The organism is Pseudomonas sp. USTB-Z, from assembly GCF_019691255.1.
Lineage (GTDB): Bacteria > Pseudomonadota > Gammaproteobacteria > Pseudomonadales > Pseudomonadaceae > Aquipseudomonas > Aquipseudomonas alloputida.
In genome coordinates this window covers 83,779-97,767 of record NZ_JAECZP010000014.1, presented here as the reverse complement: position 1 = coordinate 97,767, position 13,989 = coordinate 83,779, and the positions used below count along the sequence as shown (strand labels likewise).

Genomic DNA, 13,989 nt, shown 5'->3' with positions numbered 1-13,989 from the left:
AACGTGGTGCGTATCGTTTTGGGATCGGACCTGTCGCCGGAGCGCGCCGCAGACCCTGCCTTGGCCCGCTTGCTGACCGAGGGGCGGGGGTCGCTGGCGTTCCTGATTGGCAATACGGCCTGCCGCTATCGCTTGCTGGGGTCGGCTATCCACTGGGACCGTGTGCTGCTGGCCTTCGACGGCGAGCAGGCACTGGGCTTTGCCGCATTCAAGCATGGCCGGCGCGGGCCGTTTGCCTGGCACTGGCGGCCGTTCGTGCGTGAGTTTGGCCTGTTGAGCGGCTGGGTGCGGTTTATTGGGTTCTGCCTGAGCGAACTGCGCGAATGGCGCTACCCGTTCTTGCTGTACGGGCTGCGGGTCAGCAAGGCCGCACGCCAGCACGGCGTAGGCTCGGCGCTGGTGCAGGCGTGCTGCGCGCACGCCGCCGGCCAGGGCTTTACCCAGGTAGAGCTGGAGGTGCCGCTGAGCAATCATCGGGCGCAGCACCTGTACCTGCATAATGGCTTTGCCCTGCGCCGCAAGCGCTGGGTGCCGTTCCCGCCGGTGCGCAACATGTGGCGGGCCGTGTAATGCACAACACGCCTCCCTTTGTACCCCACCCGCCCGAAGGTTACTCGCCACCCGATGCCCTGGTAGACGGCACCGGCTGGGTCGGCATCATGTCGCAATGGGTGGCCTGGAAGGTCCTGCACCTGCCGCAGTTCCTCGGCCCGGAAGGCCCGCCCTTCTGGCTGTGGCGCCGTGGCCGCAAGGCGCCCAAGGGGCTCAAGGCCATTGCCGGTATCGGCTACAAGCAGTCGTCGGCCCATGCCCGGGTGCTGTGCCAGCGCTGGGGGCTGCCCTACATTGCGCTGGAAGACGGCTTTTTGCGTTCTTCTTCGCTGGGCATCGAGGGCGATACGCCAATGTCCATGGTGGTCGACCCGGTGGGCATCCACTACCTGGCCGACCGCCCTTCGCTGCTGGAAAACATCCTGCAGCAGCCCGAGGCGCTCAGCGCATACGAGCTCAATTGCGCCCGCGAACTGATTGCCTTGATGCGCAGCAGCGGCATCGGCAAGTACAACAACGCCCAGGACCTGCCCGACGACGACCCGCTGGGCCGTGAACGACCGCTGGTGCTGGTGGTGGACCAGACTGCCGGGGATTATTCGATCCCGGGCGGCGGGCTATGCGAAGCCGACTATGTGCGAATGCTGGATGAGGCCCTGGCAGAAAACCCGGATGCCGACGTGCGCGTGCGCATTCACCCGGACTGCCTGGGCGGGCAAAAGCCCAGTTGCCTGCTGGATGCCGCGCGGGCCCGCGGGGTAACGCTGGAGGCGCGGCCGGTAGCCTGGGCGTCACTGGCCCGGCGTGCCCGGCGCGTGTACGTGGGTACCAGCCAGGCCGGGCTGGAGGCGTTGATCCAGGGCGTGCCGGTCACCTGCTTCGGGCTGCCGTTCTACGCGGGCTGGGGGCTGACCGATGACCGCATGGCCATTGCTCGCCGGCAGGCACGGCCAGACCTTGTGCAACTGGTGGCGGCGGCCTATGTGCGTTACTGCCGTTATGTCGACCCATTGAGCGGCCAGTTGACCGATGCCTTGACCGTTGCCCGCCAATTGGCCAGCAAGAAAGCCCGCGATGCTGCGTTTGCCGGCCCCACCACGGTGCTGGGCGTGAAGCGGCACAAGCAGCACAACATCCGGCGTTTTTTCGCAAGCCGTTGGGGGCAGCTGCGCTTCAGCGTGGACAGCCCGCACCTGATAAGCCAGGTAGCGGCCGAACAGGGTCGGCTGCTGGTATGGGCTGCGCGCGAGCCGGCCGGCCTGGCCGAACGTGCGCGCCAGGCGGGGGTGCCAGTGTGGCGGGTCGAGGATGGTTTCTTGCGCTCCACGGGGTTGGGGGCGACCAACAGCCCGGCGCTGTCACTGGTGCTGGACCGGGGTGGCATTCATTACGATGCGCAGTCTGCCAGCGACCTGGAGCAGCTGTTGCAGCATGGCGAATTTGACGCCCCATGCCTGGCCGAAGCGGCGCGTTTGCGGGCGCAGATCGTTGCCAGCGGCACCAGCAAGTTCAACCTGCGCAGCAATGTGCGCCCGGCCTTGCTGGGGCAGCCGGGCCAGCTGCGGGTACTGGTGGTGGGCCAGGTCGAGGATGATGCCTCGGCGCTGTGCAGCGGTGGCGGTGCCGGGTGCAACCTGCGGCTGCTGCAACAGGTGCGCGCGCGGTTGCCGGATGCCTGGATTCTGTACAAGCCGCACCCCGACGTGGAAGCCGGCAAGCGCCGCGGGCACATCGCCCCGGCACAGCTGGTGGGGCTGGCCGATCAGGTACTGGCGGGTGTGGACATCGCCAGCCTGTATGGCCAGGTCGATGCGCTGCATACGCTCAGTTCCACCGCCGGTTTCGAGGCCTTGCTGCGCGGGCTGCCGGTGGTCACCTATGGCACGCCGTTCTATGCCGGCTGGGGCCTGACCGAGGACCATCAGCCCTTGCCCCGCCGCACCCGGCGTTTAACCCTGGACCAGTTGGTAGCCGGCGCCTTGTTGCGCTATGCGCGCTATGCCGACGTCCAGCAAGACCTGCCCTGCGATGCCTGGCACGCCCTCGCCTGCCTCAGCGCGCCCCACCCGGCGCCGGTGGCCTATCGACGAGTGGCGCCGTTGCTCAACTATACCCGGACCATGCTCGGCTGTGGCCGGCCATTGGCCCCATCAAAGGACTAGATCATGCCTGTTTCGATCAAGGACATCGGCCGTTACGCGGCACTCCCCTGGCATTGCCTGCAGTTGGCTACCCATGCCAAGTCGTTCGAGAACAACCCGGTGCTGGGCAGTGCCCGGCTCAATGCCTTGGGCCTGCATGTGCAGCGTCGTCAGCTGGCGATGGCCATGGCTGGTTACCGTCGCAATGCGCTGGCCTCGCGGCTGGATGCCGGTGAGCGCGCGCATTTTGAGCAGAACGGCTTTTTCATTCGTGAAAACGCCCTGCCTGCCGAGCAGTTTGCGGCCTTGCGCGCCGAGCTGGGTGCATTGCGCAGCACCGGCTGGGAAATGCGCCAGGGCCGCGCGGTTACCCGCCGGGTCAGCCTTGACCAGGACGTGCTGGCGCAAAACCCGGCCAGTGCGGCGTTTGTGGCGGACCGTGGGGTGCGCGACCTGATTGCCTATGCGTCGTCCAATACCGGTGGTATTACCTACCAGTTGCAGTCGATCGTGATCGACGCCGCCAATGCCGACCAGGACCCGCAGACCCGCCTGCATGCCGACACCTTCCACCCCACGGCGAAGGCGTGGTTGTTCCTGGACGATGTGGCGGATGACCAAGGGCCGTTCAGTTATGTGCCGGGGTCGCACCGCCTGACGCCGGAGCGTTTGGCCTGGGAGTACCGTCAAAGCCTGGGGGCGGCGCGCTCCGGCGAGCAGATGCACCGTGAGGGTTCGTTCCGCATCGACGAGCCCGAGCTGGCGGCCCTCGGCTTGCCGCCGCCCCGTCGCTTTGCGGTGCCAGCCAACACCCTGGTGGTGGCGGACACGTCTGGTTTCCATGCCCGTTGTGCAAGCCATCAGGCCAGCCACCGCGTCGAGATTTATGCCAGCCTGCGGCGTAACCCGTTCATCCCCTGGCGCGGGGCGCACCTGTTTGCATTGCCATGGATTGCCAACCACCACATGCGTTGGGATATCCGGTTGAAGCGGTTGATGGGATTTGGCAAGAAGAGCCATTGGCGGTTTGTGGAACAGTTGAATGCGTATGAGGCACCGCATATCTGACCCACGCCCAGTCCCCGGCCAGGTGGCTGGACGCAGGCCGTCGTGTAGGAGCGGGTTCACCCGCGAAAGGGCCGGGCCTGCTGGCCAATATCCCTGGCCAATCACCGCCCCCCTGGTCGGTGGGCACATTCTGCAATGGTTGAATCGCTGCTGGCGCCAGGAGGGCGTCTACGCTGGCTCGAACTATCGAAGCCTTCAAGGATGACCCCATGCACTACGCCCACGCCCACCATCTGCGCCGCCATCGGGTTTCACACCCCGGCAGGCTGTATATGCTGACCACAGTCACCCACCAGCGCCGCCCCCTGTTTCACAACTTCAACCTGGCCAGGCTGGTGGTCAATCACCTGCGCCAGGCAGACCGGGAAAACAGCTGCGCCACGCTGGCCTGGGTGGTCATGCCCGACCATGTGCATTGGCTGATAGAACTGAAACAGGTGACGCTGGCCACGTTGATGCGCCGCTTCAAATCAAGGTCCAGCCATGCCTTGCACAAGGCTGGTGTAACAGCCACCCCCATCTGGCAGGCGGGCTACCGCGATCGCGCCATGCGCAAGGATGATGACCTGCTCAACACCGCTCGGTACATCATTGCCAACCCGGTCAGGGCCGGCCTGGCACCCAATGTCGGCGAATACCCACACTGGGATGCCATCTGGCTGTAAGCGTGGCCCTCACCCCAGCCGCGCCATCTCCTGCGCCACCACCGCAACGGTATGCCTGATCTGCTCTTCCGTATGCTCGCAAGACACAAAAAACCGCACCCGCGCCGAATGCTCCGGCACCGCCGGGTACAAAATCGGCTGGGCATTGATGCCACGCTCGAACAGGGCGCTGGACAAACGGCCGGCCTTGAACGAACTGCCGGTAATCACCGGGATCACCGCCAACCCGGTACTGGTCGCCGTGTCCAACCCTGCTTCACGCGCCAGGCGCAGGAACAGCTCCCCCCGCGCCTGCACTTGCGCTACCCGCTCGCTGTCTGCAGCCAGCAGCTTCAACGCTGCCAACGCAGAGGCCGTGACCGCCGGCGGCATGCCAACACTGTACAAGAAGCCCGGCGCCAGAAACTTCAGGTGCTCGATCAGTGCCGTGCGGCCCGCAATGTACCCGCCGCAACTGGCCAGGGTCTTGCTCAAGGTCCCCATCCAGATGTCGACGTCATCGCCAGCCAACCCAAAATGCTCACGAATACCTTTGCCCGTCGCCCCCATCACCCCCAGCGAATGGGCTTCATCCACCATCAGGAAAACCTTGTGCTTATGCTTGAGCTCGACGAACCGGGGTAGCTCGGGGTAGTCGCCGTCCATGCTGTAGATGCCTTCCACCACCACCAGCACCCGCTCGAAGTGCTGGCGTTGCTCGCCCAGCAAGCGGTCCAGCGCCTGCCAGTCGTTATGGGCAAAGCTCAGACGGCGGGCACCCGACAGCTGGATACCCTGCAACACGCTGTTGTGAATCAGCTCGTCATGCACCACCAGGTCGCGTGGCCCGAACAGGTAGCCGATGGTGGTGACGTTGGTGGCGTGGCCGCTGACCATCACCACCGCATCGTCCACCTCGTACAGGCGGGCCAGTTCGCGCTCGAGCTCGCGGTGCAGCGGGCGGTCGCCAGAAACCGGGCGGCTGGCCGACACCGAGGTGCCGTAGCGGTCGATCGCCGCCTTGGCCGCTTCGGCCACGGTTGGGTGGCCGGAGTAGCCCAGGTAGTTGTAACTGGCAAAGTTGAGAAACTCGCGCTCGCCAATCTGCGTCTGGGCGCCGGCGGTGCCCTGGTGCATACGGAAGAACGGGTTGCTCACGCCAAGCTGCATGGCGCTTTGCTGGATTACCCGCAGTTGCTGGTACCCCGGGTGCTGATCAAAGCGATAGTGCGCTTCGGGCACCTTCAGGGCAGCCTGCTGTACCTGCTCCAGGGTGGCGCCCTGCTCGCCCTCGGCAGCCACATGGCGGCGCCGGGCGAGGGCTTGCTGGATCAGGCGTTGCTTGGCATCACCACCAAGGCCGGTCGGGGTTCTGGCTGTCATCTGGCACTCTTAATCAATCAATCGGTTGGGTGCCGCGTTGCTGTCGGCCAAGGCTGCGTTCAACTGCGCCAACTCTTCGGCACTGTGCTCGCTGCCATGGCGGGCAAGCACATTCTGCGCCAGTTGCTCTTCCCCGCTGCTCGCTTCACCGCGCAGCAGCTCCAGCAAGCGTGCGGCAAGCTTGTCGATGCTGGAACTGTCGCTCAGTTCCATCACCGGCAGGCGAATACCGAAACGCTCCTCCAGCGCCACCACCAACTCAACGCTCATCAACGAATCGAGCCCCATTTCCTGCAGCGGGCGCTGGGCATCCAGACGTGCTGGCGGCAGGCGCAAAATCTCGCACACCTCGTGCTTGAGCATGTCTACGAAGCGTTCGAGCAGTTCGCCATCGTCAAGCTCCTCCAGCATGCGCTGGATGTCCTCACCGCCCCCTTCATCCTCATGGTCGCCGCCATAGGCACGGGCCAGTTCGCTGAAGCGCGGTGTAGTGGCGCTCGGCAGGAAGCGCGCCAGGGCCTTGAAGTCCAGCTCCAGCACGCCATGGCCGTTATCACCCTGCAACAGCATGGCCTCGAGCTGTGCCAAGGCTGCCTCAGCCCGCAGCGCCGAGCCCCCCATGCGGCTCTGCAGGGCGTCCTTGATCTGGCTGTTGCGCGCCAGGAAACCGACATCGTCGATGGCGCCCCACAGCACGGCGGTGGCTGCCTGGCCCTGAGCACGACGGTGCCGCGCAAGGGCTTCGAGCCAGTGGTTGGCCGCCACGTAGTTGGCCTGGCCGGGGTTGCCGAACAAGGTGGTGGCCGAGGAGAACATCACGAAGAAGTCCAGCGCCAGGCCTTGGGCCAGCTCATGCAGGTACTGCGCGCCCTTGGCCTTGGGCTCCAGCACGCGACGCAACTGGTCGCCGTCAAGGTTGCGGATCAGGCTGTCGTCAATCACCGTCGCGGCGTGCACCAGGCCACGCAGTGGCCATGGGCTGGCGGCAATGCGATCAAACACCCCGCGCAGTTGCTCACGGTCGGTGATATCGCACGCCACGGCCTGCACATCGATACCTTGGGCGTGCCACAACGCCAGCTGCGGCTGGGCCTCTTCACTGGCCGGGCCACGACGGCCCAGCAACACCAGGTGACGGGCACCTTTGTCGATCAGCCACTGCGCAGTACGCAAGCCAAAGCCACCCAGGCCGCCGGTGACCAGGTAGCTGGCATCGGCGGCAAGCTGCAGTGCCCGTACCGGCTGCACGCGGGTGTCGACGGTTTGCTGGATCGGGTTGGCGTACGTCACCACGACCTTGCCAATCTGCCGCGCCTGCTGCATGTAACGGTAGGCTTCGACCACCTGGTTGGCGTCGAACTCGCGGAACGGCAACGGATGCAGGATGCCCTGCTCGAACAGCTCCATCATTTCGGCGAACAGGCGGCGGGTGAGCGCGGGGCGCTCGCTCATCAGTTGGTCAGCGTCGATACCGAAATAGCTGATGTTGTTGCGGAACGGGCGCAAGCCAATACGGGTGTTCTGGTAGAAGTCGCGCTTGCCCAACTCCAGGAAGCGACCAAACGGCTTCAGCACCTGCAGGTTGCGGTTGATGGCCTCACCGGCCAGCGAATTGAGCACCACGTCCACGCCACGCCCACCGGTGGCTGCCAGCACCTGGTCGGCATACGCCAGCGAACGGGAGTCGTAGATGTGGCTGACGCCCAGCAGGCGCAGGAAGTCGCGCTTCTCGTCGCTGCCTGCGGTGGCGTGAATTTCTGCACCCAGCCATTTGGCGATCTGGATGGCCGCGATGCCCACGCCACCGGCAGCGCCGTGGATCAGCACCTTCTCGCCCGGCTCCAGGCGCGCCAGGTGATGCAGCGCGTAGTACACGGTGAAGAAGGTACTCGGAATGGTCGCCGCTGCTTCGAACGACATCCCTTCGGGGATGCGTGCAACGGCGTTGGCGTTGGTGACCAGGCGGTTGGCGAAGCTGCAGGGGCCAAAGCCCACCACACGGTCACCCGGGGCGAAGTCGCCCACTGCCTCGGCGCCTTTGCCCTGCACCACACCGGCAAATTCGAAGCCCAGGGTAGGGCCGGAGAAGCCGTTTTCGATGGCTTCATCCGACAGCAGGCCGAGGGCGAACATCACGTCACGGAAGTTAAGGCCCGTCGCACGCACCTGAATGTCCAGCTCATCCGCCGCCGGTTGACGCGGCTCACGCACTTCCCAGCGCAGGTTGCGCAGCTGGCCCGGCAGGTCGAAGCCCAGGCACACCCACTGTGCATCGCCCACTGCGCGGCGCGGCTGGTCGGCCAGCACGCGCAGGCGCGGCACGTAGCGACGGCCTTCGGCGTCCAGGGCCAGCTCGGTTTCGCTGTCGGCGTGCAGCAACGCAGGTACCGCCAGCTCGACCGCTGCCGCGTGGGCCAGATCGAGCAGGCGAATACGACAGTGCGGGGATTCGTTGGCCAGGGTACGGCCAAAGCCCCACAAGGCGGCGTCGCCGATGGCCGCAACCTCAGCGGCGGTGTCGACGCTGTACAGGTGCTCGGCAGCGCCACGGCTGAACAGCCAGCACTGCGGGGCGATCGTCAGCGACTCACAGGCCTGCACCAGCGCGGCCGCTTGCATGCAGCGCTCGGCCTGGCCATCGAGGCCTGTGCCGCTGTCGAAACCAGCCAGGTGCAGCACATGCTCAGGGGGCTGGGCAAAGGCGCCAAGCTGGGCCGCCAGCGCCTGGGCGTCACCCGGCTGCAACAGGTCAACCTGCTGGCCCTGGGCGCGCAGTTGCTGTGCCAGGCGCAGGGCTGCGCCCTGCCCGGCTTCGGCGAGTACGGCCCAGCGCTGCACGGCCACGGGTGCAGCAGTGTCAGCACCGGCGGGCTTGTCCGCCAGCAACAGGTAGCTACCACAGGCGTTACCCGGCAACGCCTCCAGCGTGCGCAGCGCGGTCAGGCCATGTCGCTGCAGCTCATGGCTCCAGAACGCCGGGCCTTGCTGGCGCGACAACGCCTGCTGCGGGCCGGCCAGCCACCAATCTGGCTGGGCACCGAAGACGAAATCGGCCCAGCGCGCCGGGTACTGCCCAAGCAGCGCCAACTGGCCGTGCGGGTTGAGCCGGCCACTGGCCAGGCGCAGGGCGTCACCCACCGTACCAAGGGGGCCGAAGTCGGTAGGCACCAGCACCCAGTCGAACGTACCGGCTTCGGCCAGTTGCTCCAGGCCAAGTACCTCCAACGCCGGGCAATCGTCACGCAGGCGCTGCTCAAGCTCGGGCTCGGCGACGCAGTAGGCATAATCGAGGCGATCGAAATCCAGACCGGCGTACAACAGCTCGGCAAACGAAGCGCCACCGAAGCCGAATTCCAGCACCCGCAGGCGCTGGCCGGGCGGCAGTTGCGCCAGGCGCGCGGCCAAGGTCTGGCCAATGCCGCTGAGCAGGTGCTGCTGCCCTGCCGCACCCAGCACCAGGCGCGCCAGGCTGGCACCGCTGGTTTCGCGCGGTTGCAGGGTGTCGAAGGCCTGGCTGCCATCCAGCAACGCCGACAGATGACGGCCGATACGGCCCACGGAATGGATAATCTGGAAGTACTCGGGGTAGCTACTGAACAGCTCTTGCCAGATAGCCTGCGAGGTCGGGCGCTCGCCCTGGTCGACCAATTGCCAGCTGCCGTCCGCGCTACGCTGCAGGCTGCCGTCGTGCTCGGCATGGCGCAACAGCATCGCCAGGAAGTCGCCCTGGCCCTGCGACCACTGCGCGACCTGCTCGGCACTGATGCGGCCGCCGGCCTGTTCCACCGCATCGAGGACAAAGCTGCTGCACAGCACATCCAGCAGTGGCTCCACTTCATTCAGGTAACGCACCTGTGCCGGCTCGTCGGCCAGGCACTGCAAGGCCTCAGCCAGCGGCGAGCAGGCCACGGCGTTACGCTGCACAGGCACAACCGCGCCTGGCGCGGCCTGCCCCACATGGCCCATACGCTTGATGTCGCCACTGCGGTCGTACTGCAGGCGCACGGCACGCATGCGCGCATCCTTGATTGCCAGCACGGCAGCGCCGCTGGCATCGAACAGGGTGAAGTCGACCAGCAGCGAATGCGCGGTGCGCTTGCGCTGGCGCACCTCGGCCAGCACCGGCACACCACCAGCATTGGTAAAGGCAATGCGCCCAAGCTTGACGGGGATGAACGCCAGGCCATCGTCATGCCCCTGGCGGCTGGCCAGCAGCTCGGTAATCAGCTGGAAGGCACCATCCAGCAGCGCCGGGTGCAGGTGCAGGCTTGCCAGTTCGTGTTCGATGGCAGCAGGCACGACCAACTGAGCCAGCACGCGCTCCCCTTCCACCCAGGCTGCGGCCACGGTCTGGTAAGCGGGGCCGTAGTTCAGGCCAACCGCGCTGGTCATTGCCAGGTGCTGCTCGCCGGTGAAGTCTGCCGGGCGGGCTGGCAACGCCGGTGCCCGGGTGTCCAGCAGCACACCGCGCGCTTCGCCCGGCAAGCGTGCGACCACGTGCTGTACCCAGTCTTCGCGTTGCATCAACGTGCGCGAGCTGATGCGCAATGTGCCATCGGCCTCTTCCACCTGCACGCGCACTTTCTTGCTGACCTCGCTGCTCAGCAGCAGAGGGTTGTGGATTTCCAGCTCTTCGATATCGACGAACTCGCCCGGCTGGTGCAGTTGCGCCACCGCCAGGGCCAGCTCGGTAAAGCCTGCACCCGGGAACAGTACCGACTCACCCACCTTGTGGTCGGCCAGGGTCGGGTACTGCTGGGTATCCAGGCGGTTTTCCCAGGTCAGCGCCTGGTCTGTTACCGGGTAACCCAGCAACGGGTGCACGCGCTCGTGGCGCAGCGGGCCATAGGCCTCGGCAGTGACCGGCAAGCTGAAGTGATCGCGCTGCCAGGCGTAGTTAGGCAGGCGCAGCGGGCGCCCCGTCACCGGGAAGCGTGCCTGCCACTTTGGCTCCACGGCGGCAATCTGCAGGCGAGCTACGGTACGTTCCAGCAGCAGCGGACTGTGGTCGTTGCGCTTGAGGGTGCCAATCACCTGCCCCGGTTGTTCGCACTCGACCAGCACATCGCTGACGTAGCTGCGCAGAATCGCATGCGGGCCCACTTCGACGAACAGGTTAAGGCCATTGCGCACCAAGGCAGCCAGCGCGCCCTGGAACAGCACCGGGAAGCGAATGTTCTGCCACCAGTACTGGCTGTCCAGGCGTTCGCCGTTCAACTGGCCACCAACAACAGTGGAGTAGAACGGAATCTTCGTAGCCTGCGGGCGGATATGCGCGAGGTCGTCGATAACCGCTTGCTTGATCGGGTCCATGGCCGGCGAGTGGAAGGCGTAGTCCAGGTCCAGGCGACGGGCGAATACCTGGCGCTCTTCCAGGGCCGCCTCCAGCAGTGCCAGGGCGTCGACCTCACCGGCCACAGTGGCGCCGCGGGCGCTGTTCTCGCCCGCCACCACCAGGCGGCCGTCCAGTTTCAGCTCGGCAATCAGCTGCGCCGTGGCTTCACCCGAGAGGCCGACCGCCGTCATCTTACCGGTACCACGGGTCAGGCCCTGCAGGCGGCTGCGGTGGTAGATGACCTGGGTGGCGTCCTCCAGGCTCAACGCGCCGCTGGCCCAGGCCGCGGCCACTTCACCCACACTGTGGCCAATCACCGCCACCGGGTGGATGCCTTCGGCAGCCAGCACTTTGGTAACCGCCACTTGCAGGGCAAACAGCGCAGGCTGGGCGATTTCGGTACGTGCATAGCGGCCTTCGCCGTTATCACCCAGCAGCTCGGCGCGCAGCGAGTAGCCCGCCAAGGGCTGGAACAACGCGTCCACTTCATCCACGGCGGCGGCGAACAGCGGCTGGTCGAGCATCGCCCGGCCCATGCCCTGCCATTGCGAGCCGTTGCCGGAATAGACAAATACCGGTGCCGAGGCGCCGTCCAGGGCCTGGCCGGCCTCCAGCACTGCGCTCAGTTCGCTGAGGGTCGGGTCCTGGGCATAGTCGTCCAGCGCCTGGGCAGCTTCGGCTGCAGTGTCGCAAACCAGCAGCAGGCGATGGCTGTGCGCATCCCGGCGGAACATCGCCTGGTAGGCCACATCGTAATAGTCGGCCTGCGGCTGCCCGGCCAGGTAGGCGGCAAAGCGCTCTGCGGTTGCGCGCAGGCCTTCTTCGCTCTTGGCACTGAGCAGTAACGGCACGCGCCGGGCGCTGGCCGCTTGCGTTACCTGCGCCTGTAGCTCGGGGCTTTGCAGGATGACATGGGCGTTGGCGCCGCCAAAGCCGAACGAGTTCACCCCCACGGTCAACTGGCCATCGGCTTTCAGCGGCAGGGGCTCGGTGACCACCTGCAGGTTGAGGTCGGCGAACGCGATGTTCGGGTTGAGCGCCTGCACGCCAATGGTAGCGGGCACGGTACGCTCAGCCAGGCAGTTCAGTGCCTTCATCAGGCCAGCCACGCCAGAGGCGGCTTCAAGGTGCCCGAGGTTGCTTTTCACCGAGCCGATTGGCAGCGGGTTACCGGCGCCGCGCGCCTGGCCCAGCGCCTCGCCGATGGCGCGGGTTTCGATTGGGTCCCCCACAGCGGTACCGGTGCCGTGGGCCTCCAGGTAGTCCAACTGCTCGGGGGCGATGCCGGCCTGGGTGTAGGCGCGCTTGAGCAACGCCGCCTGGGCCTCGGCATTGGGCAGGGTCAGGCTGGACTTGCGCCCGTCGGTGTTCACCGCACTGGCCGCCACCACCGCCAAAATGGTGTTTCCGTCGGCCACTGCCTGGTCATAGTCCTTGAGCAGGAACAACCCGCCGCCTTCGGAGCGGGCGTAACCGTCGCCGTTTTCGTCGAACGACTGGCAGCGCCCGGTGCGCGACAGCATGGTCGCCTTGGCGAAGATCATGAAACCGAACGGGTGCATGTGCAGGCTGATACCGCCCGTCACGGCTTGGTCGACATCACCGCTGAGGATGGCCTGGCACGCCTGGTGGAAGGCCACCAGCGACGACGAGCAGGCGGTGTCGATGGCCATGCTCGGGCCACGCAGGTCGTAGAAGAACGACAGGCGGTTGGCCGCGATACTCATGGTGTTGCCGGTCGCCGTGGCGCCATCGATGGCCGACAGGTCCTCGAGCAGGCGGTAGGACTGCTCGACACCGGCGATGCCCAGGTACACGCCACAGTTGCTGCCACGCAGGCTGGACGGCTTGACCCCGGCGTTCTCGAAGGTTTCCCAGCACATTTCCAGCAGCATGCGCTGCTGCGGGTCCATCATCGCGGCTTCACGCGGCGAGATGCTGAAGAAGCCAGCGTCGAAAGCGCTGATATCACCCAGGGTGCCTGAGGCGAAGGTGTAGCTGGTTGCAGGGCTGGCCTTGTCCGGGTGCAGGAACTCGCGTTTGTTCCAACGCGACGGGTCAACCTGGGTCACCAGGTCGCGGCCCTCCATCAGGTTTTGCCAGAAGCCCGCATTGGAAGAGCCAGGAAAACGGTACGCACAACCGACGATTGCAACCTTTCTACGCTTGATCAAAACCTATTCCTTCAAATCTCATCGGGCACCGTCCCATCCGTCGGACAGCCGGCATGCCTGGCCCGGCCACGAAACTGGCCAGTCGTTATATGTCACTGATGATTGTCTGGGTACCTGAAACTGCCATGCACGCACGGGGCGCAAGACTCATGGTCTGGGACTCGCGTGGGAATGTTCAGATTTGTGTATGCGGATGATACGCGGGTTGCCGGGGTGGGAAAACCCTGGGGTGAGGGATGGTTCACGGCGTGGGAACGGGTTTACCCGCGAATACGGTGGCGGCTGCGACGGTGAACGGCTGATGGGAATTGGCCAGCAGGGGGCCCTTTCGCGGGTAAACCCGCTCCTACACGACGGCCTGCGCCCAATCATCAATGTGTGTTCACCCCCAATCTGTGTAGGAGCGGGTTTACCCGCGAATACGATGGCGGCGGCGACGGTGAATGGCGGGTGGAGATTGGCCAGCAGGCCCGGCCCTTTCGCGGGTGAACCCGCTCCTACACGACGGCCTGCGCCCAATCATCAATGTGTGTCCACCCCCAATCTGTGTAGGAGCGGGTTTACCCGCGAATACGGTAGCGGCGGCGACGGTGAACGACGGGGGGGAATTGGCCAGCAGGCCCGGCCCTTTCGCGGGTGAACCCGCTCCTACACGACGGCCTGCGCCCAATCACCAACGTGTGCCCACCACC

At 65.8% G+C, this 13,989-nt stretch carries 6 protein-coding genes; 4 read left to right on the top strand and 2 right to left on the bottom strand.

Features of this window, described 5'->3' with window-relative positions; translation table 11 throughout:
- The first annotated feature begins 3 nt into the window (after window positions 1-3).
- The 4 genes from I8746_RS17260 to I8746_RS17245 all read left to right on the top strand — a co-directional run bounded on the left by I8746_RS17260 (window position 4) and on the right by I8746_RS17245 (window position 4,426).
- Window positions 4-570, top strand: a complete 567-nt coding sequence (locus I8746_RS17260; RefSeq protein ID WP_012053362.1) for an N-acetyltransferase — start codon at window positions 4-6, stop codon at window positions 568-570.
- Window positions 570-2,714, top strand: coding sequence for a capsular polysaccharide biosynthesis protein (locus I8746_RS17255; protein WP_221100866.1), 2,145 nt, complete (start codon window positions 570-572; stop codon window positions 2,712-2,714). Before I8746_RS17260 ends, I8746_RS17255 begins: the two co-directional genes overlap by 1 nt.
- A 3-nt stretch (window positions 2,715-2,717) precedes the next feature.
- Window positions 2,718-3,761 (top strand): phytanoyl-CoA dioxygenase family protein, encoded by a 1,044-nt coding sequence (locus tag I8746_RS17250; RefSeq protein WP_004577660.1) that lies wholly within the window; start codon window positions 2,718-2,720, stop codon window positions 3,759-3,761.
- A gap of 209 nt (window positions 3,762-3,970) precedes the next feature.
- Complete coding sequence (locus tag I8746_RS17245) at window positions 3,971-4,426, top strand: REP-associated tyrosine transposase (RefSeq protein ID WP_012053364.1); 456 nt, start codon at window positions 3,971-3,973, stop codon at window positions 4,424-4,426.
- 9 nt (window positions 4,427-4,435) lie between these two features.
- Here the strand turns inward: I8746_RS17245 and I8746_RS17240 are convergent, their stop codons facing one another.
- Together I8746_RS17240 and I8746_RS17235 are read right to left on the bottom strand one after the other, a co-directional pair.
- The gene (locus I8746_RS17240) at window positions 4,436-5,788 is read right to left on the bottom strand and encodes an aminotransferase class I/II-fold pyridoxal phosphate-dependent enzyme (protein ID WP_054888755.1); all 1,353 of its coding nucleotides are present in this window, start codon (window positions 5,786-5,788) and stop codon (window positions 4,436-4,438) included.
- 9 nt (window positions 5,789-5,797) lie between these two features.
- On the bottom strand, window positions 5,798-13,297 hold the full coding sequence (locus I8746_RS17235) for a type I polyketide synthase (protein WP_221100865.1): 7,500 nt from the start codon (window positions 13,295-13,297) through the stop codon (window positions 5,798-5,800).
- Between the last annotated feature and the right edge of the window lie 692 nt (window positions 13,298-13,989).

Bases quoted from the DNA above. Each gene is read 5' to 3' on its own strand.
- I8746_RS17250 (WP_004577660.1), top strand. From the start codon at position 2,718: ATGCCTGTTTCGATCAAGGACATCGGCCGTTACGCGGCACTCCCCTGG.
- I8746_RS17255 (WP_221100866.1), top strand. From the start codon at position 570: ATGCACAACACGCCTCCCTTTGTACCCCACCCGCCCGAAGGTTACTCG.
- I8746_RS17245 (WP_012053364.1), top strand. From the start codon at position 3,971: ATGCACTACGCCCACGCCCACCATCTGCGCCGCCATCGGGTTTCACAC.
- I8746_RS17240 (WP_054888755.1), bottom strand. From the start codon at position 5,788: ATGACAGCCAGAACCCCGACCGGCCTTGGTGGTGATGCCAAGCAACGC.